The following is a 22184-nucleotide window of genomic DNA, read 5'->3' as shown; positions in this document are numbered from 1 at the left end:
GCGCCGAGGAATAAACATATTGGTACAATAAAGAATGAAAATATTTTATGATGAGCCTTTAGCTTTTGCATTTATTTTCTCATTTCGCCTCTAATTTAATTACTTTTGCGCAAAATTTCCCCGCTCGTTATGACCGAAAAAATTATTATTCTCGATTTTGGAAGCCAGTACACACAACTCATCGCGCGCGCTGTACGCGAAGCAAATGTTTATTGCGATATTCTTCCGTATCACAAGTCATTTGAATTTGACAGCAGCTTAAAAGGCATTATCCTCAGTGGTTCGCCTTTCAGCGTAAATGAAGAAAACGCACCCGATGTGGATGTCGCTTCATTTATAGAAAAAGTGCCTGTGTTGGGTGTGTGTTACGGCGCACAACTGACTGCAAAAAAATTTGGTGGTCGTGTAGAAAAATCCAACAAACGTGAATATGGTCGCGCGCAAATGCTGAAACAAAAAGACGACGCTTTACTCAACGGCGTTTCCGAAACTTCACAAGTGTGGATGAGTCACAGCGATTCCATTAAAGAGCTTCCGGAAGGATTTGAAATATTGGCAACAACGGCAAGTATTCCTGTTGCTGCTTTTAAGAAAACTGATGATATGCCTCACGCATTGTACGGCTTGCAGTTTCATCCGGAAGTATATCATTCTATTGAAGGAAAAAGAATATTGTTTAATTTTCTGGTAAACATCTGTGGTTGCTCGCAGGACTGGACACCTGCATCATTTGTGGAAGAAACCATCGGACAACTGAAAGAAAAAATTGGCAACAGCCATGTTATCATGGCATTAAGCGGAGGTGTGGACAGCACGGTGGCTGCAACGCTTATCAGCCGTGCAATAGGCGACAGGTTGCACGGGATTTTTGTGGACAATGGCGTGCTACGCAAAAACGAATTTGAGCAGGTTTTGGAAACCTATAAAACGATTGGCTTAAATGTAAAGGGCATTGATGCCAAAGATTTATTTTATAAAGAACTCGCAGGAAAAACCGACCCTGAGGCAAAACGAAAAACGATTGGGAAATTATTTATCGATGTATTTCAGGAAGAAGCCGGCAAAATAAAAGAAGCGGCGTTTCTGGGACAAGGAACCATTTACCCCGATGTAATTGAAAGTGTGAGTGTGCATGGTCCGTCCGTTACCATTAAATCACATCACAATGTCGGCGGCTTACCCGAAACCATGAACCTGCAATTGGTAGAGCCTTTACGTTCCTTGTTTAAAGATGAGGTGCGCCGCGTTGGATTGGAGCTTGGCATTCCGCAGGATATGATTAACCGTCATCCTTTTCCCGGTCCGGGATTGGCAATCAGGATTTTGGGAGAAGTAACCGCCGAAAAAGCACAACTGCTGCAAGAGGCTGATGAGCAATATATTACAGCGTTAAAAGATAATGATTTGTATGATAAAGTGTGGCAAGCTGGAGCGATTTTATTGCCTGTAAAAAGTGTGGGTGTTATGGGCGACGAACGTACTTACGAATATACCGTTGCCTTGCGTGCCGTAACTTCTGTTGACGGTATGACGGCAGACTGGGCACATCTTCCTTATGAATTTCTGGCAAATGTATCTAACGCAATTATTAATAATGTGCGCGGTATTAATCGCGTAGTGTACGACATCAGCAGCAAGCCGCCTGCAACAATTGAGTGGGAGTAAGAATTTGTTGAATTTATTTTTGAATAAAACAAAATTCCAATTACTTTTGCAACCCGTTGAAATAAAAAATGTTTTAACGAACCACGGCGAGGTAGCTCAGGTGGTTAGAGCGCAGGATTCATAACCCTGAGGTCTCGGGTTCAATTCCCGATCTCGCTACAATATTTTTATTAAGACTTTAAATCGGCTCATTAGAGCCGATTTTTGTTTTATAAATTTCATGCTCCATATAAAATTTATCGTTTTTAGACTGTGCTGCTCATTTGTGCCAAATCTTAAAATTTTCCATCTTTATATAAACCTGTAGCCCAATTATCATATTCACTGATAGTATTAAATATTTCATGTTTGAAGCAACTCTTCAAACGATATGGTTGTTTATACCTTCATATTGGAGTTAAGATGAATATAGCTATTATTGGAACCAGAGGTATTCCTAATAATTACGGAGGTTTTGAGCAGTTTGCTGAATATCTTTCAGTCGGGCTTGTCAACTTGGGGTATACTGTTACTGTATATAATTCCCACAAACATCCCTTCAAGGGAAGTAATTGGAATGGAGTAAATATTGTCCATTGTTTTGACCCCGAACATCTCATTGGTACCGTCGGGCAATTTGTTTACGATTTTAATTGTATTGTAGATACACGTCATCAGGAATATGACATTATTCTTCAGTTAGGTTATACCAGCAGTTCCGTGTGGGGCAGGCTTTTACCGAAGAGAAAAAGCGTGATTACAACCAATATGGATGGCTTTGAATGGAAACGAAGCAAATATTCAAAAGTAGTACGCCGTTTCCTTCTTTATGCCGAAAGCTTAGCTGTAAAACACAGTCATTATCTTATTTCGGATTCGATTGGTATTCAAAAATATATATCGAATAAATATAATGCAAAGACGGAATATATTCCTTATGGTGCACACATTTTTGACGAACCGGAAGAGCTTATACTGAAAGAGTACGATGTTGAAAAATACGGCTATAATATGCTTGTGGCAAGATTGGAAAAAGAAAATAATATTGAAACAATTCTTGACGGAACATTGCTCGCTGCGAGTAAAACTACTTTCCTCGTTGTTGGAAATTGCGAAACGAAATACGGTAAATATTTAAAAGAAAAATATGCACCTTTTAAATTCATCCGTTTTATGGACAGTATTTATGATATTGACAGGCTGAATAATCTCAGGTATTTTTCCAACATTTATTTTCACGGGCATAGTGTTGGTGGGACCAATCCGTCGTTGATTGAAGCGATGGCTTCGCAAACCCTAATATGCGCGCACGACAATGTTTTCAACAAAACCATTTTGGGCAAAGACGCTTATTATTTTTCCGATGCCGAAGACGTTGCAAACACGCTCAATCGTGTTTCAAAAAACAATAACCGTGAAATGATAAGAGGAAATATAGCGAAAGTTATTAATCATTATTCCTGGGAAAATATTGTTCATCAATACTTGGAACATTTTGAACAAATTCTCTTTGAAAAGCAACATAAATGCGTATTAGCGTTGTAATTGTGATTTGTGACAGAAGAGAAATTTGCTTGCACTTTTGAAATGCACGGGTACAAAATTTTGTATGCAATACAATTCAGAAAATGTTTATAGAATGATTTAAATCCGAAATATTATAATGTAGAAATGTATGTTCCCCAATTTATAAGAAGAAAACTGAAAGACAGAGAGATCCTCAACTTCTATAAAATTTTTTCTTTTGCCATCGCCTTGGTTCGTGTCTCACGGCACCATAATATTTCCGTACGTGAGGACACGTACTGAAGCAAAAGAAAATAAAAGAAAGGTTGAATCCACATTGTAAATATGCTTTTACACAATCTAAAAATATCGGATAAAGACATCGTTCATCTTTTGATTAAAGAAAAAAAGATAGAAAAAATTTCTTTTAATCAGGCGGAACATAATATTAATAAAGAGGAAATTTATTTTGAAAATTGTTTCGTATTTCCCGGGCTTATCAACTCGCACGACCATTTGGATTATAATCTTTTTCCAAAGTTAGGCAATCGTGTTTATAAAAATTATCTCGAATGGGGAACAGATATTCATTTGCAAAACAAAGAGATGATTCAAGAGATTTTGCGTGTCCCCAAAGCGCTTCGTGCAATGTGGGGCGTTTATAAAAATCTGATTTCAGGCGTTACAACGGTTGTGCAGCACGGCGAAGCATTTGAACTGAAAGAAGTTCCGATAACTGTTTTCGGAGAATGTGTTTCATTGCATTCCGTAAGGTTGGATAAACGTTGGAAATATAGACTGAATAAGCCTTTCGGAGAAAAACTTCCTTATGTAATTCATATCGGCGAAGGCACGGACAAGGAACGATACCATGAAATAGATGAATTGTTTGAGTGGAATTTCTTTTGTCGTGAAATCGTTGGCGTGCATGGTATAGCAATGAATGTGCGGCAGGCGAAAAAGTTTAAAGCGTTGGTGTGGTGTCCCGATTCTAATTTCTTTCTTTATAACAAAACTGCCGCAATTGACGAATTGAAACATCATACAAAAATATTATTCGGTACAGATTCTTGTGTGTCCGCCGATTGGAATATCTGGCATCATCTTCGCGAAGCGCGGGAAACAAAAATGTTGGATGATGAAGCGTTGATAAACTCCGTAACTTCTTTGCCAGCCGATATTTGGAAGATTAATGCTGGTGCCATCAAAGAAAATTGCGGTGCGGATTTGATGATTGTAAAACAAAAAAATAAAAACTATGCAGAAAGTTTTTTTGCAACAAATCCCGAAGATATACAACTGATACTGCACAAAGGAAATATCGTTTTGTTCGATGCTTCATTGATGCTTCAGCTAAAGTATCTTTCGCTTAAAACTTTTTCTGTTGTTTATGTAAACGGAGAGAAAAAATATGTTTACGGCAATGTGCCTTCATTAATAAAAAACATAAAAAAATATTCGCCCGAAATAAAATTTCCTGTTGATGTCGAATAATATACAACTTCATATTCCTGCAAAGCCGTGGCTCGGAAATAAGCCGCCCAAGCGGGTTTTGGCGATTCGGCTGCAAGCCATGGGCGATACGGTTATCACGCTTCCGTACTTAAATGCTTTACGAAAATCATTGCCGGAGGAAACACAACTCGACTTCCTGACAAGAAAAGAAGTCGATTCGATTCCGAAGAGTTTGGCTTTGTTTAACCATGTTTATTCAATCGGCGGTAAGCGGAATTTTTATAAGCAATGCGTTTACGCTTTGTTCATGTTACCGAGATTGATTTTCAGAAGATACGATGTGGTGCTGGACTTGCAAAACAATCCGATTAGCCGGTACACAAGAAAAATCCTGAACGCCAAAGCATGGTCCGAGTTTGATAAATATTCGCCCCATGCGGCGGGAGAAAGAACAAGATTGACAATTGAAGCCGCAGGTTTTAAAAGCGTGATGAACGCACAATTTCAATTCAAAACAGGATATGACGATGAAGAAAAATTGCTGTTGGCGCATGGCTGGGACGGCGCAAGTAAATTGGTAATTCTTAATCCGGCTGCGGCTTTCGGCACACGCAACTGGAACATTGATAATTATGTTTCATTCGCAAAACTCTGGTTACAGCAGTTTCCTGATACGCAATTTGTTGCAATGGGTACAAATTTTATCAAAGGCAAGGCATTATACTTGAAAGAGAAATTGCGCGATAAGCTGATTTGTTTAATTGATAGAACAACACCGGCGGAAGGTTTTAAAATTATTCAGCGTGTACAATTTGTGTTATCGGAAGATTCAGGATTGATGCACATGTCGTGGGTTTCGGACAAACCGACTGTTGCTATTTTGGGCTCAACAAGAAGTGATTGGGTATCACCGCAAAATAAAAATTCTTTGGTGTTCAGTTCCGATGATTTGCCTTGCGGCAATTGTATGCGGGAATTTTGCAGCAGGGGCGATGTGCATTGCCTTACACGTTATACGCCCGAATTTATTTTTGAAAAAGTGAAAGATTTTATTACAAAAATTGAGTAAGAAAACATTAGTCATATTAACGCCCGCATTTCCTTTAGACGCCTCAAACCAAGAATCCATCTGGGTTCCGGCAAAGCAGCGATTGATAAAATGTATTAACAGAAACTTTCCCGACCTTGAAATTATCGTTTTAAGTTTTCAATTTCCCGTAAGCAAAAACGAATATTATTGGAACGGAAATTTGGTGATTCCGTTTGCCGGAGCAAATAAAAACGGGATGACCAACAAGTTGCTTTGGATAAAAGTTTTTAATAAACTGCGGTCGCTTAACAAGCAGAAAAAAATTATCGGCTTGCTGAGTTTTTGGTGCGCTGAATGCGCTTTTGTGGCGCATTATTTTTCTAAGTTGTATCGCATAAAACATCTTTGCTGGATAAGCGGACAAGATGCGAAGCGCGAAAATAAATTTGTAAAACGTATTCGCCCGAAGCCTGAAGAACTCGTTGCCATGTCCGATTTTTTGATGGACAAATTTTATGAAAATCATCATATTCGTCCCGCGCATTTAATTCCCAATGCGATTGATACGCAACAGTTTCAATTAAGGAAATCTTCCAGAACAATTGATATTATTGGTGTTGGCGGGCTGTCGCCTTTAAAGCAATACGATGTTTTTGTCGATATTGTCGCGGAATTAAAAAAAGTTTTTCCGGACATCAACGTTTATTTGTGCGGCGACGGCTTGGAAAGAGAAAGACTGGAATTGCAGATTGAAAAATTGAATTTGACTCAAAATATTACGCTTACGGGCAAACTTTCGCAGGAAGAAATTTTCGATTTGCTGCAACAGTCAAAAGTTCTTTTACACACTTCCAATTACGAAGGTTTTAGCAATGTATGTCTCGAAGCATTATATGCCGGCGCTCATGTTGTGAGTTTTATAAAAGCCATGAACAGTGAAATCAGTCATTGGCACAAAGTAAGTACTAAAGAAGAAATGATGCAGAAAACCTTGCATTTATTGAATGACAGTGCGCTTGAACATGAGTCCGTTTTGCTTTTCGATATGGGCGATACCGCAAGGAAATTTATGCAATTGTTCAGTGAGAAATAACTGCTTAATTTTCCAGTACCATTTTTGGAATATCTATATGCCTGCGTTCACTTTTCGCGTAAGAAACGGCGAGATAAACGATGGTAAGAATAAGCGACAGGTCGCACTGGCAGTCCATTACGATTAAGTCGGAAAATGAGCTGAATACCATGATGATAAAGATGTTGCGCAACAAAGGAATTTTCTCTACAAAACCAAGATAGCCGATATATCCGTAATAAACCAGAAGTAATAATAAACCCGCAAAGCCAAAGCACACAAGGCTTTCAAGGTATGCGCCGTGAAACGAATATTTTAAATAGCCGTTATCGCCGGGCGTGTCGTTGCCGATGTTCATGTGAAAAGCGCGTATTTTTTTGTCTAACAAATCTCTTGCGTCGCCGGTACTTACGCCGGTAATAAATTTGTCTTGTTCCTGTAAAATTTCCAATGAATAACGCCAGTAAACCAGCCTAAGGCTTAGTCCGTCAAAGTATATGCTTTGGTTGAACGACGGCGCAGTAAGATAAGAAAGTTTGAAGCCTTTAAAATCATCGTATCTTTTGCGAATCGGGTTGTTGGTAAATACAATGCAAGCAGCAAACAGTGCTATACAACCGACTAACAGAACTTTTTGCATTTTGGAAAAATGCTTATATAAGTTTAGCAAAATAAGGCAGCCGTAAATAAACAGGAACATACGGGACGAAAGCAGTATTATCCATATTGTAAAAAACAAAAGCATCCATATTTTCCATTTTTTAGATGCGGGAATATTGAAAATAATTGCAGTACAGATAACGCAAATTAATTCGGCATAAATAGCATTAGAAAGTAATGCGCTGACCAGCGGATGATAAAACATTACGGTTATGTCGCCGGTGGTAAAATATTTTTTAAGTGCAATAATGGTTGCAATGCTCATCCACAAAAATGCGGCGTAAACAAAGGCTTTGAGCAAGAAAATGATGGCATCTTTTTTAAAAATATTTTTCGAAAAAAAGATGATGGGTAATACCAGCAAAGGCAGCATATTTTGCGCCGTGGCAATCGCCTGCGCTTTATTTTCAGCAGTAAATATGCTGATGATATACAGGCAATAATATGCAGTAGTAATGAGCCAAAAAGATTCTTTTTTCAATCGCAGTATTTTGTTTTTAAAATCTCTTTCGGCAATCCATACAACACACAAAAAAATAATGGCAGAGCTGTTGAACGCGCTTAGCCTGATGCCCAGAACGGTTGATAATAAGAGGAATAAAATGCCTGTAAAATACAGCTTGCAGAAAATGTTCCCTTGGGGTTTATATTGTTCCATTTTTTTGTTTTTTCAGCACGCTGCGATAAACTTTTAAAGTGGCTGCTGCAGTTTTTTGCCAGGTATATTCTTTCAATATTTTGTTCATAAACCTGCGGTTTGCCGGCGCATTCATAGCAGTATCAATCGCTTGTTTGATGCTTTCTAAATCGGCTGGATTGCAATAGTAGCCTGCTTCCGAAAAATAATTTCTGGTATCGCCTTTGTCGCTTACAACAATGTTGCAGCCGCAGGCAGCGGCTTCCAAAGAGCTTAATCCTGTTGTCTCAAACCAGCTTGCCAGCACGTGCGTTTTATGTTCGTTATACAGTTTTGATATAATTTTTTGGTCGGAAAAATCGATGAACGTAACTCTTGAAGAAGCGGCTCGTTTACACTCTTCAAAATACGCCTGATGGTTGGTCGATGCTGCACCGGCAATAGTAAGTTGGTAATCGCTGTTTTCGAGTGCGCGTATCAGGTTCAACTGGTTTTTGCGCGGCTCTATACGTCCTACACAAATCACGGAATTTTCCTTTCGCATGGTGTTTTTTTCTTCAGTGAAAATTTCGGTATCCACTGCGTTGGGAACTACGGAAAAGTTGCCGGCGCACCTGAAATCTTTATGAAGCCTTTCGTATTCGCTTAATGAATTTGGCAACAGGCACGTGCATCTTTTTAAGATATATTCAATAGATTTTTTTTGCCCTAACAAAATGTATTTTCGTGAAATAATTTTTTCTCTGTTAATCATTTTTCTTGCCACACATTTTACATATTCCTGACCGTGTTTGCCGAACAAGCGAAGTACCTTATTTTTCAGGCTTTTCGAATATTTTGTTGTTTCTTCATAAGTAAGATAAATGGGCGAAACAACAAACGGAATACGTGATTTGTCAATGTGATAAATAATGTCTGCAGGACGTATAATGTTGAAGAAATGAATCAAGTCGTACCGGCTGTAATCAATGTTTTTGTTGCTGCACAATTCAATGTCTGTATCTACGCCAAAGCGCTTTAATGCACAGGCGGTATTTTCTACCTGAACCGTATCGCCGCCTCTGTCGGAAAATAAAGTTGCCCTGCTGATGAATAAGACTCTCATGCTATGACCAATTTATAGTTGAATTTTTCTTTTTTAAACTGCGGGAATAGGGACGGGCTGAACGCCAAAATCCACATTATATATTCTGCCGGATTGAATAAATAACTACCCGTGAACTGGTAAATAAAAATGAAAACGAATAAACATTGCCGGTAATAATTTTGCCAAACCTTTGTTTTGATAAACAGAAAAATGATTAATGAAAACCTGATGACAATGCCCGCAATGCCGTATATAGACAGCGTTTCAGCTACTGCATTGGGAATGCGAACAACGTTTGGAATAATGGAATAGGAGTAATAATAATCGACAAAATTTCTACCAATGTATTTGAATTGCCCCAAGCCGCACCCGAAAAATATCGATTTCATTTTGGCAACGTTCCAAGCTATGTAGAATGCTTCATAAGTTCGTCCGCGCGCGGAAGTATCTTGCCCTGTACGAATATTTTGTATTCTTTCAAACAGCGGATTGTGCGGATAAAAGAAGAATAATATTGCCATACCAATAATAAAAAGCATCGCTCCGCCTGCCAATAAATTGAAATTTATTTTGTGTCTTAGCTCGTTCCGGTTAAGTAACAAAACGACTGAAATGCTGATGAACATGGTGCATAGTGCGCCTAACGAAAAGCTCAATAACAACGATACACAAAGTGAAATGAATAACAAATAGTGCTTGCCGATTAATAAAATTTTCTTTAAAAAATAATAGCCTGCCAATGGCATGATGATAAGCGAATAATAAGACGCTTCAACCGTGAACATTTTCAATCTCGGAATAATAGGAACATTCGGGCTGATGGGTTTTAAATACCACATCAAAGAACGAATTGAGGGAATGGCTAATACTATAATTGCAACGGCGATAAGTGCAATATTTACGGATGCAAGCGACTTGAATATTTTTTCAAGACCAATGTTTTCAGTAAGTAAATAATAAACGCTGATTGAAAAAACGGCTACCGTTTGCAGTAAGACAAATGATATAACATAATCTCTAAGATGTTCTACGGTCGGCAATTGAATGCAGGCAAACAGAAGCGTAACTATAAAGAAATACAAGTAATATTTCAAGCCGCGCACTTTAATCAAATGAATGAAAAAAAACGGCGTGAGTAAGGTTGTAAAATACAATCCTTGCGGCAATAGTACGCTGTTGAAAAACAGGTAGATGATTGCCGTTATCAAAATCAAATTACTATGTACACGTTGGTTCATGAATTTACAAGGATTAAAAATTTTTCTCTGCCGCCGCGTAGGTTTAATAAATAAAGACTGACAATAAAAATTAATATGCTCAGGCATTTAACCGTTATATCGGGGCAAAGGATAAAGACAGCCATCATTACGGAAGGCAGCAATTGAACGGCGCATATCAACACCTGATACGTGTTGTACAATATCTTCGACAAAATCATTCTTAGCACGAACATTCCCGCAATTGTTGCAACTGTTAAGCCGTACAACACGGCGATTGGCGTATGAAATAATCGCATCGATACAAGCATGGCGGTCAAAGCGAAAGCAGCAAAGAATAAGATAAAATACAGGTAAATGCGCTCGTGCCCGACTGCATTAAAATAGTATGCAGGCACAATGCCCAAAACAAAAAACGATTCAAATACGATAAAGTATTTTGTGTATTCTTTTATTTCATTGAAAGTGTTTGTACCAAGAATTACCCGGAATACAAACGGGTATATCAAGTACAAAATCAATAGTAAAATCAATGCGCCGCACGTTACCGCACTTTGCGCTGCGGCATATAATTCCCTGCCGTTTTTTTGTTGTGCATAAAGTTTGGTGAGCTTTGGCGAAATCCACGGCAGCAGGGCGCTGAAGCCCATGTGCAAGTGATTGAACATGGTTGCCGTTAAAGCGTAATAGCTCAATGTTATCAATCCGAAACCACTTACAATTAAATATCTGTCCGACTGAAAAATAATGATAATCGCCAGCGATTGAAACCATGTGAACAAGGCAAATGACGCTTCTTCCTTAGAAATTTTAAGATTGAATTTGAAAGCGTAATTATTGGTATTCCGGCGCATCAAAAAAAATCCTATGATAATAAATATGCTGTTCACAACGAACAAAACGGATAGCAATCCGAGTATATTTATTTTAAATATCCATAAGAAAATAATGTTGATAATGAGACCGGACAAGCGGTTGCCGCTTCCAAGCAATGCGGCTATTTTATAATCTTCCAGCGCTTTGAAATAGTTGGTAAAAATTTGCTCAAAAAACTTCAAGCCAACAAGCAAACCTGCGATAACAATACATTTGGCGCACAGCAACCTGTCGGCATTTGCTATATCAAATAAATGTTTATGGTACACAAGAAAATATCCTGCAACGCCCAGCATTACACACAATGCAAAGAGAATCAATGTGATGCTGACCGCATTATTGACAACATTGATTTTTCCGTTTTCATTTTGCGCGCCAATGTGCAAAGCCGTGTTTTTTAATACGGTGCTTCCGATGCCGAAATTGAACATTTGCATAGACACAATAATGGTATTGACCAGCATCCATATTCCGAATTGTGTTTGTCCCAGATGCCGGATGAAGAAAGAGGTGCTTACAAAAAACAATACCGGATATAAAAATATATCTGCGATGTTCCAGCAACTATTGATGATATTTTTATTGCGAAGCATATTTCTTTTTGATAAAAAACACAGAAATAAAAATGATGATGAGACTTGCCGCCACAAAGCATGCAACCGCCAGCAATATGATTTTTAGTTTGCTTGACTGAACCGGATTTGCACTTGCCATAAAAGGTTCTTGCAGTTTTACAATTCGCCTGTCGTTCAAAAAACTTTGCATATCTACAATCTCCTGCGTAATATTTTTTCCTTCATCGAATATTTGTGAAATATTGAATTGGCTTGCGTTTGCGGGCAGCAACGACGATGGCGACGTGTTCCTGTTCATGCTTTTGATGTATGCGCTTGTTGCGGAATCAAGCATGGTCAAGGCTTTCTTTCTGTACAAAATACCTTGCGTAAATTCTTCGGTTTCGCGTTGCAATGTCTCACGAACAGATATATTGTTATTCAGATAATTTTCCAATACAGTTCCTAAACTATCAAATACTGTGGCGTTTGAACTTGTAACCGATATGTAAAATATTTTGTCTTTGCTGTTGGTCATATCGTCAGACAACGGACTTCCGTAAATGTTTTTCGCTTCAATTTTTTGAATGCTTTCGAGTTGTTGCAATGGCAAGTGAATGTATTGATGAAGCTGCGTGTAAGAATGTGTTTGAATAAGCCCGTTTACTTTATCAAGCATTTCGCCATATAACTTTCCCGCAGGGCTGTCGTACTTATATGAAGCGGTTGCTTCGTATTTTTTTATTGGATGAAAAATAAAAGACAACGCGCCGGCAATAGCGCATAATAACAGAAAAACATGAATAGCTTTTCGTTTTCCCAATTCTCTGAAATATAGTGTACACAGTCGTTTCAGGAAAAGAAGGATTTCTTTTACCTGAGATAAAAATTCATGTACCGTTACTTCATCTTGTGTATTTTTTGTTTGCTGCATCATTAATTTACGGGATAATTTATTTTTTCTGCAACGTAATTAAGAAGTGGTCGCAACAACGGTTAAAGGGAAAATGGTTGCCCATGCCGCGTTCAATTTTCTGAAGTATTTTATACATTTTCGGATAACGTTCCACGAAGCGTTGATAAAATTCAGGCGGCACGGCAAAATAAATTCCCTTTAAAGTAAGCACGTCAAAATCGAATTTCAAGCGTTTTATAATGTAAGACGGATTGTAATAATAAACCGAAAAATACACGCCTTCGATATGCGCTTTTGTATGCTTTTTGAACCGCCTGAAAGCCGTTTTAAAATCGCCCTTCAAAGCCATAACCAATTCCCACGGCGATACTTTCGGCATAATTACTAAAGTAACTTTACCATTTTCATTCAGGTGCTCTTTAAGCTGGTACAACACTTCTTTAAGATTATCAGTGCAGTTTAGTCCGCCGAAATTTGATATGATATAGTCAAATTTTTTATCGCGCAACTCATACAATTCGTTGAAGGAACAAAGCTTGGTTTGAATGTTTTGCTCCAAATGATATTTGTTTATTTTTTGATTCAGAACATCAAACATTCCTTCGGCATTATCTGTCGATAACACATTAAAGCCTTGCGCTGCAAAGTAGATGCCGTCTATGCCCGTGCCGCAGTTCAGCTCTAAAATGTTGCTGCCGGGTTTTGCATTTTTCACTATTTCCTTCCGGTAAATTTCACGCAAGTGATGTGTCAGTTTATTACCTTCATTCAGCTCATCAAACACGACCGATTGAAAGGAAAATGCTTTGCTTACAAGTTCTTCATTCATCATCGTGTGCAGATTAATTGAGTTCGATAATAGGATTCATGCTTACATCGTTTCTGCTTGCAACTTGCTTTGTGTAAGTGCGCAACTGCCTTTTGAAATAGGTCTTCATTATTTTATATTTTGCACGCTTAAATAATTTTACAGGCGCAGGCATTTGCTCGTTTCTTATTTTTCTTAAACGATAAGTATAATGTGTGTACCTGTGCAATTTTTTGTAGAAAGGGCTTTCGTATGTGTTGGAATACATCAGCGCCAAATCGTCCGAGTCTGTCCAGTTTTTTTTCGTTACCATATCTTGTTGAACTTTATCATAAAATTTTGTACCGGGTAAAGGATACGAAACGGAAATACCTATATCGTCCGGCATTGTTTCTGTAATTAAATCAAGTGTCTTGTTGATGTCTTCCATGGTCTCGCCGAGATAGCCGTACTGGATAAAAAATGCAGCGCGTATATCATATTGTTTCAGCAACTGTCTTGCCTGTTTAATTTCTTCTACGGTTGTGCCTTTGTCCATGGCGTCCAGTATTTTTTGCGAGCCGCTTTCTGCACCCATCCAAACTTCTGCACAGCCTGCGCCGGCTAAATCGGATACATATTTTTCTTGTACCAAAAGGTCTGCACGCGATTGAATTTTGAACCCGATATTCAAATCAATTGCTTGCATAAACGATGAGAAATCCTTTACCCATGAGCGTTTCAGCCCAAAGATGTCGTCGCAAAACCAAATGTGATTCATATCAAACATTTGCTTTAACAGGATAATTTCTTCCACTACTTTTTCCGGGCTACGCATATTGTAACTGTTGCCATAAATGGGTTTTGCGCACCAGTTGCATTTATACGGACAGCCTCTCGTAGTAGCAATGTTGATGGAAAAATAACCGTGGTTTTTAATCCATACTTTTTTGTATGGTTCAATATTTATCAAGTCCCATGCGGGCAAAGGCAAATCGTCCAATCGCTTGGAAACCGATCGCAGCTTACATTTCACAATATTGTCTTTGCCTGATTTATAAATTAATCCATCAATATCGTTGAACGAATTTTTATCTTCTTCAATCGCCTGGATGGTTTCCAATAAAGTATGTTCGGCTTCGCCTCTGATAACAAAATCGGCGCCGTTGTCTAAATATTTTTCGTAATGGTCGGCAGCATCCGAGCTGGTAACAATCACGGCGCAACCATACGCTTTTGCATATTGCTGCATCAGCATAGCAGCATCGCGCATATTGCTAAGGCACATTTTTGTGAGGTAATTAAAACCATCATCATAAATCACAAATACATCCGGTTGATAAGTTTTTATGACAGGAATAATCTCTTCCGGAGACTTTGCGAACATTGTATCGAACAATGCAACATGGTAGTCATGCTCCCGCAACAGCGACGCTGCGAGTATGGTTCCCAACGGCGGATAAGGCTGCGCATGCGCTATCTGCTTAGGGTCGAATTGCATAAAATAGGAATGACTGAATAATACTTTCAATGTGCTTGGTTTTCTAACTGTTCGAGAATTTTTTTCTGATAATTTTTGGGATGATTTTTTGACACGTAAGGCGTTGTCTTGAATGCCAAATCATAGTCCTGCATGGCGTATCCGCGCTTTTTCCATTTTCGTTTCCATCTTGCATCGGTAAATTTCATCAGGAAAATATTGAGCGGTTTCCAAACCAGGTTTTGCCTGTTCCACTTCGTCAAATTGTACTGAACCGCACCTTCAAAATCAACGCCGAGATGCCGGATGTTGGGAAGATTGTTTTGATTGCGCAGCAAAAAAGTTCTGTACAAATCTTTATTGTAAACCGGAATCAGCGTGCTTAATTCAATGCGTGTGAAAATGTTTTTTTCTTCTATTTTCAAATGATGTTCATCTATAAAATAATTCATGCAAAGTGAATGCTGCTTCCCGATGATGAAGCTTAATTTTTTTACAATATGCAAAATGCTTCTGCATATCCAAAGCGTGTTGTTGGCTGTGATAATGAAGAAATCGAAATCGGTATTTTCATCGGCATAATTTTTTGACAGCGAACCCGAAATGCCTACAAATTTTACAAACGGAAACATTCCAATGAAACGCCCTGTTCTTTTGGCTTTCGGTAATAATTTGCCGGCAAGCTTTTCGCCGTTGATGCGTTTTTCCACACACATTTCAGGCGCATTATTTAACAAGTAATATTCGCCGTATTGTTTAACCTCGCCGGTCGCTTTCATTTTTTCCAACACAGTTTTTTCAGACAGAACGCTGGCGCCGGCGGCGGAAAATTTGTACAATTCATCGGCTCTTAAAGGATGCTTGAAAACGCCGAAATATCTGAGTAATTCAAGTATTTCGGAAGGCTTTGGTGCATTGTTTTTAGAACCGTAAAAAGGATAATCGTAAACAGATGCCTGAGAAATGTTCATTATAAATGTTTTAAGCGGAGGAACTTTATTATCTACACATTTATAAACAACGAATGAAGAAGATTGGTTGCTGCAAATGAAAATTTTATGCTGTTTTATTTGTATCAGCTTTTCATTTCAAAGGATGTGCGATAATGAACGGTAATAGCATTTTTCACTTTCAGCAGTCCCAGCATGGCAGTCGGCGGCGTAATGTTATAGTCGTTCAACATTACAGGAAGTGTGCCTTCAAAAATAAATTTATGCGCATCGCCTGCATATATTTTCCCTTGAATAATGATGTGTTTGGTTACGCCTGCAATGGTTAATTCGCCCGGCGTGTTTACCGTAACTCCGTCTTTATTTGCCGTAGTTATTTTTAAAGGAGATGCAATGGAAAAAGTAATAAACGGATATTGATTTGCTTTTAAGGCGTCCCGGGTTTTATTGACCATTGTCTTTCCTTCGGGACTGTTGATGGAGTGAACATCCATGCGAATATATAAAGAATCGATGTTGAAGCTGCCGTCGGTGTTTTGTGTAATAATACCTCGCCCTAAAGCTTTATCGACTGTTTCGTGCCAGTCGTGCAGGTTGGATGTTCCGTTGATGGTTATTGTATAATCGTTGCCAATGGAGTATAAGTTTTTGTTTTGCGCATCCACTTTGTTTGAAAAAATAAGTAGCGCTATGCAAAGGTTAAACACTATTGTTTTCATGATTAGGTGTGTTGGAATAATATAAAAAAGCGGGACTTTTGATTAGTCCCGCGTTACGTATTAAAATGTAACAGGCTGAGGAGCTGTGTTTGTTTTTGTATTAACGATAGGCCACACGCCCGGCGTAGGAACACTCACGCCTTTGGTGTTGCCACGCATCATACCATCTGCTCCAAAATAGTACAATGGCCAACCTTTGTAAGTAAGTTGCGGTTTGCCGAAAACCTGTATAACAGCAAAATCGCTTTTCTTTAAAATAGATGGAACGCTTTGTATCGTGCTGATGGTGTCGATAGGCCAAACAGCATTGTTGCTGAAATCAGATTTGGTAAAAGTATTTGTATTGAACTTGTCGGGCGTAAATGAATATAAAGTATTGCCTACGGCGTCTGTAATATATTGCGTAACGCCTGTTCCTTCCTGATAATCGCCGGTATAATTTTTTCCGTCATTGCCTACCAATTGTTCATTGGCAAGCATAACCGTATAATCCGGCTTTGCTACAAACCATACATTATTTACGGCATCTCCCGTAACATCGCCGGCTTTAGTATCGCCCATATAATAATAGAGCGGCCATCCTTTGTAAGTTGTTTGTTTACTGCCATCGGGACGAGTGATAGTGCCAAAGTCCGAACTGTTCAGTCCGTCTCCGATTGTAGGTGTTGCGGCATAATAGGTAGGCCATGCCACGGTGCAATCGCCGGAACAGCCGGACTGTCCGGTTGCATCGATCGAAAAGAAATACAATGTCATACCATTTCCATCGGTAATGATATTGCCAAAGGTTGCATTGGAAGAAAGCTGTATCGTGCTGCTTTTATCCGTGTTGTCCGATGTTGTAGAGCTGTTGCTTTTGGAACAGGCTGACAAGCCGAGTATGAATACGCCGGCAAGTAATCGTGAAACTGTTTTTGTCTTCATTTTTTAAAATTTTAATTGATTTTATTTTCTATACTCTTATGAACAGTAAGACTGTTAAATCGGTTGCCGCAGGCTAAAATTTTTTATAATAAAATAGAGAAGAAGACTACGATATTTTATTGATGAGGGTAGATTGAAAACTGTATGATACTACAGATGTAAAAAATGAAAAAAGCAGATAAATCTTAATGATAATTATCTGCATTCTGTTTTATCAAAATAAGATTACACAAGTCCTTTAATTACTTAGCCCTTTTTCTTCTTACCATGCTTGCTCCAGCCGAATGCGCGCGATATATTGAATCCAAAATAAATATCGCCTTTGCCCCAGGTGCCTGTTGATTGTGTGAGGTAATAAGGTCCTATCATTCCCTGTGCATTGCTGAATACAAACTGGAATACGTGCCCGCCCGTTTCAATTTCAAGGGCGGCGCTTAATGAAGAATGTACCCCTTCGGACGGCAAAGAGTTATTGGGCAGATAATTATATTCTGCATCGATGCTCATTCTTTTCGTGATTTTCATTCTGCCGCCCACACTCATTACAAAAATATTGTTCTTGTCTTGCGGAGTAGGTACAAGATTATAATGTATCCACGCAGGTGCGGCTTCCAGAGACAACGCTTCCGTAAATTTTCGAGCGATTAACAACTGTGATGTATAAGCGGTACGATACTTGAAGTTTAAGTATGGCTTATCGGTATAGCGCAAGGTTTGTGTGGTTGCCAAACCGTAGAAGCTGATGGCAACAGGCATTTTCTTTTTGCGCTGATAAGCTATTTTATATTTGAACGAAGCGTCAAATACTTTATCAAGAGAACTCCTGCCGATGCCTACTGCAAGCCTGTCTGTAAGTCCGTAATCCAATGCTAAACGTATAGATGCGTTGTCCAACCCGAAGAATTGATATGCGCCGTTATTCAGGCGACCGAAGCGGTGCATAATCAATACTTGCAGGTTTCTTTTGCCGGGTTGCTCCACGGTTGGAAGATCCACTATTTGTGTGCCTTTAAATATAGAAGTAACTTTATTGTCCGCCGCTTCCTGAGATGAAATGGAATCGTTTAACAGGCTCATCAGGTTGTTGCTTGTTGTATCTTGCGCATAAGAATGATGCACCAATGCAATTGCCGATAATATGAATATGCTAAGTTTCTTAATCATTGTTTTTATTTTATTTATTCATGGGTTTACAATCGATGTTTACCGAAATGGCTATTGTTTTAGCCACATTATTTTTCAGCAAAGAAGGCATTGTGATTTTATAATCTTCATAAGCAACCTTGAAGGAAGAGGTTGCTTTTAATTCGCCCGAAGCAACTTCAATATCGGCTTCTGTTGTTACGGGTTTCGCTACGCCGTGCATGGTCAGTTGTCCCGTAATGTGTACGTGGTATTTGCCGGCTTTGGTTAAATCAACAGCATCGGTAATTTTTCCCGTGAAACTTGCTTTCGGGTATTTATCACTTTCTATTACTTCTTCGTTGAAGTGGTCTTGCATCAATTGTTTTTGAAACAAAAATCCTTTTGTCAAAAGATTAAAGGCAACTTGTTTTGTAGATACATCAATGATGGCAAGTACTTGCTTGTTCTCTGCCTGAATGGTTTCCGCAGGCGCTTTTGAATAAAAACTTACTTCTCCGTTTCGTGTAAAAAACTTTTGTGCTTTTAGCGTATAGCTTACGGGAATGATAAGTAAGCATAAGATTATTTTTTTCATCTTTCTGTTTTTTTTAATTGAATGACTTGGTTAATTGTTTTTACTGCCGTTATTAATCCAATCTGTTATTGTATTGATTTCACAGTCGGAAAGTTGTGGAAGATTTAATGGCATTGGCGTAACGTTGCCGGTATGTTTGATGGCGTTCAGCAAATCGCCGTTATCCGCTTCTGATTTAAGAATGCCGAAATCTTCCAGATTGAGATTTGACCCGGACGATAAATATGTTTGCGAGCTGTGGCAACTGTAACATTCGGCGGTAAGTATCGGAAGCACATCTGCCTGGTACTTCATATTTACAGTATCGCACGTAATGCCACCTGATTGTTGAAGTGCAGTTTCATTGGCTTTGGAACAGCTGTTTAAAACTGCACTTCCGAGAATAATCAAACTGAAAACACTACCGGAAGCAAGAATTTTTCTTTTCATGTATTTATTTTTTTATGTTCATTATTTATTTAGAAATATTGACTGCATCTACAAGACTCACATCCATCAAATAGCCTGTGCATCTGCCTTTGATGTGTACGCTGTCGCCTTTTTTCGGCAGGTTTTCTGTACTTCGCATATCGCAGTTGATGCCGCCCATGGCGCCGTCGCCTGCCGTTAATTGTACCGATGCGGAACTGCTGTCCTGTTGCACGGAAGCCACGACACCGCTGACTTCCACGACTTTATTCAGATAAAGTTTATCGGCGTTTTGTTCATTTGTACTAAAGTCGTTGTACAATTTCGCTGCATTGATTTGTACATCTGCTTTAACGGAATCGAGCGTGGGTCTTGCTTTGTGATAAGCCATCCAGCCCCAAATGCCGCCTGCAATCCCGATAGCGCAAAGAATTGCCACTACGGAAAAAATCGCTTTTTTTCGTTTCATAAAATGTGATTTAAAAATGATTATTTAAATGCTGCTAACCGAATGTGTTTTATTATTGAATTAGAAACTTTTCTTAATAGAAATTTGTGCGCCTACACTTCCCAAATTCATATTACCATATCCTATGCCGCCCAAAGGAATTTTTACGTAAGGAGCTACCTGCACGGAAGTATTCTTAAAATGTTGTTCAAAACCTATTGAAACATTAGTAACCGCATATACGTTTTTGCCTTGTCCGCTCACGTCTCTGCTTACTTGTGTTGTGTTGCCATTATCTGCTGTATATTGATATGTATAATTTTGATTTGCCATCCACGTCGTAGAAACACCTGTGCTTACGAAAGCATTGCTCTTTTTTGTATGAACTACATCGTAACGGATATTCACAGGGACATCAACCATGGTGCAGGTCCCATTGATATTCGAGACTTCAGACGAAATAGTTTTCCCGTTTGGATGAAAATCTGCATTGTCCACATCATAAGCCATAGATTCCCTTACAATACCGGCTTCTACCGACAAACGAGATTCATTAATCCGGCGTTGAACCATAACGCCGGTATTCAATCCGGGATTGCCCGAAACATTGCCGTGTATAACGCTTACATTAGAGCCGCCAACAACGCCTACCTGCCATCTCGCATCATTGTGATTTTTGGTGTTTTCATCATCATCTACTGCAAAAAAACCTTTTAAATCCGGTTGTTGTGCAGGCTGTTTATTTATAGTTTTATTTGGATTATTGTCAAGAACGTATCTTCTTGTATTAATACTGTCAATTGAATTTTTTCTGCCGGATATTACATTATTATATATGTCGGTGTTCATCTTAATCAGCCCGGATTTTTCGGGAAGATTATATATGATATTGCTGTTTTTATTTGTATTTGGAACAATTGATACCTGACGGAAAATTTCTTGTGAAGAACTTTTGTTATTTCGCTTTGCTGTGTATATACCATTTTCGGCAACTATATTGGAATGGTCATCATTTTCATTTAAAACTCCTGTGTCGTTGTCTTGTTCAATTTGAAGTTGCTGTTTTGGACCTTCGGCAATGATTTTTTGTGTTTGAACAGCTTGATGCAGATTTGTTGTATTATTCATTGACAACCAGATACCTGCGACGATAATGAGTACGCCTGTGGTAGCAAACTGCCACGATAATTTAGGTACTATAAATGGCGATAACAACCTTTCAATATTTGTCAGTAGCCATCCTTTCTTTTTCTTTTTGTCCGATAATTTATTTTCATAAAAATTGTCCCATGCACCTTCGGGAGCGGAAGGCGGAGTAAAATCTTCTGCAGATTGTCGAAAGAGTTTGTCAAACTCTTCGTTGTCCATATTGTTAAACTTTTTCGGCATAAGTCTTGTCCAAAATTTTTCGCAAATTCTTCCGAGCTTTTAATAAGTTTGATTTTGAAGTTCCAACAGATATACCTAAAATTCCCGCAATTTCTTCGTGAGAGAAACCTTCTATTGCATATAAACTAAAGGTATTACGATAAGCGGGGCTTAAACGTTGTACCATTTTTACTAATTCTGTATAAGAAATGTCTGAAATAGGACTGTGCTGATGAGATGCAATATTTTGTGCAGCATCATCCGTTGCCGTCCATGAAATTTTTCTTGCCACAGATTTCGCATGATTAATGCTTGTATTTATCATAATCGTTTTAACCCAACCCATAAATGCCTTCGGCAAGTTAGTATTGTCTTCCGGTTCCGTGAATTTTGCAACGCCTTTAAAAATCTTTACGAATCCGTCATTCATTGTCTCGATGGCATCTTCATTATTTGAAGTATATCTCATACAAACAGAATATGCGAACCCGTAATATCGTTCATATAAAATCTTTTGCCAGGCAGGTATTTCCTGCCGGCAGCCACTCAAAATGTCAGACAATTGATGTTCCATTAAAAGTAGTAAGTTCCGAGAGATTTTACAGTTAAAATATTATATACTCAAAGATTAAACAATTAAATAGGATGAATGGTTGCCTTGCGTAAAAAAAAATCTGAAAAAGCCGGAAATCAGTTGACAATTACATATTCAAAATATCCAAAGCG

The 22184-nt window shown here is 38.6% G+C and carries 21 protein-coding genes and 1 tRNA gene; 6 read left to right on the top strand and 16 right to left on the bottom strand.

The window, feature by feature from the left end:
• Positions 1 to 129: 129 nt before the first annotated feature.
• From guaA to A9P82_RS03465, 6 genes are all read left to right on the top strand, one after another.
• The gene (gene guaA / locus A9P82_RS03490; protein ID WP_066204228.1) at positions 130 to 1665 is read left to right on the top strand and encodes a glutamine-hydrolyzing GMP synthase; all 1536 of its coding nucleotides are present in this window, start codon (positions 130 to 132) and stop codon (positions 1663 to 1665) included.
• A gap of 85 nt (positions 1666 to 1750) precedes the next feature.
• Positions 1751 to 1824, top strand: a tRNA-Met gene (locus A9P82_RS03485).
• 243 nt (positions 1825 to 2067) lie between these two features.
• Entirely contained in the window at positions 2068 to 3189 is a 1122-nt protein-coding gene (locus A9P82_RS03480; protein WP_066204226.1) for a DUF1972 domain-containing protein, read from the top strand.
• A gap of 306 nt (positions 3190 to 3495) precedes the next feature.
• Positions 3496 to 4644, top strand: a complete 1149-nt coding sequence (locus A9P82_RS03475) for an amidohydrolase family protein (RefSeq protein WP_066204224.1) — start codon at positions 3496 to 3498, stop codon at positions 4642 to 4644.
• Positions 4634 to 5674: a glycosyltransferase family 9 protein gene (locus tag A9P82_RS03470; RefSeq protein WP_066204223.1), complete on the top strand. Its 1041-nt coding sequence runs from the start codon at positions 4634 to 4636 to the stop codon at positions 5672 to 5674. Before A9P82_RS03475 ends, A9P82_RS03470 begins: the two co-directional genes overlap by 11 nt.
• Positions 5667 to 6728, top strand: coding sequence for a glycosyltransferase (locus tag A9P82_RS03465; protein ID WP_066204221.1), 1062 nt, complete (start codon positions 5667 to 5669; stop codon positions 6726 to 6728). Before A9P82_RS03470 ends, A9P82_RS03465 begins: the two co-directional genes overlap by 8 nt.
• Before the next feature lie 4 nt (positions 6729 to 6732).
• Here A9P82_RS03465 and A9P82_RS03460 read toward each other — a convergent pair whose 3' ends face one another.
• From A9P82_RS03460 to A9P82_RS03385, 16 genes are all read right to left on the bottom strand, one after another.
• Entirely contained in the window at positions 6733 to 8025 is a 1293-nt protein-coding gene (locus tag A9P82_RS03460; RefSeq protein ID WP_066204219.1) for an O-antigen ligase family protein, read from the bottom strand.
• The gene (locus A9P82_RS03455) at positions 8012 to 9109 is read right to left on the bottom strand and encodes a glycosyltransferase family 4 protein (RefSeq protein ID WP_066204217.1); all 1098 of its coding nucleotides are present in this window, start codon (positions 9107 to 9109) and stop codon (positions 8012 to 8014) included. Before A9P82_RS03455 ends, A9P82_RS03460 begins: the two co-directional genes overlap by 14 nt.
• A complete protein-coding gene (locus A9P82_RS03450; protein ID WP_066204215.1) occupies positions 9106 to 10329 on the bottom strand; it encodes an O-antigen ligase family protein in 1224 nt (407 codons plus the stop codon). The genes A9P82_RS03455 and A9P82_RS03450 overlap by 4 nt, the downstream gene beginning before the upstream one ends.
• The gene (locus tag A9P82_RS03445; RefSeq protein ID WP_066204213.1) at positions 10326 to 11777 is read right to left on the bottom strand and encodes an oligosaccharide flippase family protein; all 1452 of its coding nucleotides are present in this window, start codon (positions 11775 to 11777) and stop codon (positions 10326 to 10328) included. Before A9P82_RS03445 ends, A9P82_RS03450 begins: the two co-directional genes overlap by 4 nt.
• Entirely contained in the window at positions 11764 to 12675 is a 912-nt protein-coding gene (locus A9P82_RS03440; RefSeq protein WP_066204211.1) for a hypothetical protein, read from the bottom strand. The genes A9P82_RS03445 and A9P82_RS03440 overlap by 14 nt, the downstream gene beginning before the upstream one ends.
• 16 nt (positions 12676 to 12691) lie before the next feature.
• The gene (locus tag A9P82_RS03435; RefSeq protein WP_066204210.1) at positions 12692 to 13486 is read right to left on the bottom strand and encodes a class I SAM-dependent methyltransferase; all 795 of its coding nucleotides are present in this window, start codon (positions 13484 to 13486) and stop codon (positions 12692 to 12694) included.
• Between the two features lie 10 nt (positions 13487 to 13496).
• On the bottom strand, positions 13497 to 14972 hold the full coding sequence (locus A9P82_RS03430; protein WP_231891196.1) for a B12-binding domain-containing radical SAM protein: 1476 nt from the start codon (positions 14970 to 14972) through the stop codon (positions 13497 to 13499).
• A complete protein-coding gene (locus A9P82_RS03425) occupies positions 14969 to 15892 on the bottom strand; it encodes a hypothetical protein (RefSeq protein ID WP_066204209.1) in 924 nt (307 codons plus the stop codon). The genes A9P82_RS03430 and A9P82_RS03425 overlap by 4 nt, the downstream gene beginning before the upstream one ends.
• A gap of 104 nt (positions 15893 to 15996) precedes the next feature.
• Entirely contained in the window at positions 15997 to 16590 is a 594-nt protein-coding gene (locus A9P82_RS03420) for a YceI family protein (protein WP_066204207.1), read from the bottom strand.
• Between the two features lie 60 nt (positions 16591 to 16650).
• Complete coding sequence (locus A9P82_RS03415; protein WP_066204205.1) at positions 16651 to 17514, bottom strand: hypothetical protein; 864 nt, start codon at positions 17512 to 17514, stop codon at positions 16651 to 16653.
• Between the two features lie 246 nt (positions 17515 to 17760).
• Positions 17761 to 18678, bottom strand: coding sequence for a DUF5777 family beta-barrel protein (locus A9P82_RS03410; protein ID WP_066204203.1), 918 nt, complete (start codon positions 18676 to 18678; stop codon positions 17761 to 17763).
• Between the two features lie 10 nt (positions 18679 to 18688).
• Positions 18689 to 19234 carry a YceI family protein gene (locus A9P82_RS03405; RefSeq protein WP_066204202.1) on the bottom strand — a complete coding sequence of 182 codons (546 nt, stop codon included), beginning with the start codon at positions 19232 to 19234 and terminating at the stop codon, positions 18689 to 18691.
• A gap of 30 nt (positions 19235 to 19264) precedes the next feature.
• On the bottom strand, positions 19265 to 19663 hold the full coding sequence (locus tag A9P82_RS03400; protein ID WP_066204201.1) for a hypothetical protein: 399 nt from the start codon (positions 19661 to 19663) through the stop codon (positions 19265 to 19267).
• A 25-nt stretch (positions 19664 to 19688) separates the two neighbouring features.
• Positions 19689 to 20111, bottom strand: coding sequence for an OB-fold protein (locus A9P82_RS03395; RefSeq protein ID WP_066204200.1), 423 nt, complete (start codon positions 20109 to 20111; stop codon positions 19689 to 19691).
• A gap of 60 nt (positions 20112 to 20171) precedes the next feature.
• On the bottom strand, positions 20172 to 21479 hold the full coding sequence (locus A9P82_RS03390) for a porin family protein (RefSeq protein WP_066204198.1): 1308 nt from the start codon (positions 21477 to 21479) through the stop codon (positions 20172 to 20174).
• Positions 21463 to 22032: an RNA polymerase sigma factor gene (locus A9P82_RS03385; RefSeq protein WP_066204196.1), complete on the bottom strand. Its 570-nt coding sequence runs from the start codon at positions 22030 to 22032 to the stop codon at positions 21463 to 21465. Before A9P82_RS03385 ends, A9P82_RS03390 begins: the two co-directional genes overlap by 17 nt.
• Between the last annotated feature and the right edge of the window lie 152 nt (positions 22033 to 22184).

It is taken from the genome of Arachidicoccus sp. BS20, from assembly GCF_001659705.1.
In the GTDB taxonomy this organism is placed as follows: domain Bacteria; phylum Bacteroidota; class Bacteroidia; order Chitinophagales; family Chitinophagaceae; genus Arachidicoccus.
This window is presented reverse-complemented; position numbering and strand designations above follow the sequence as displayed.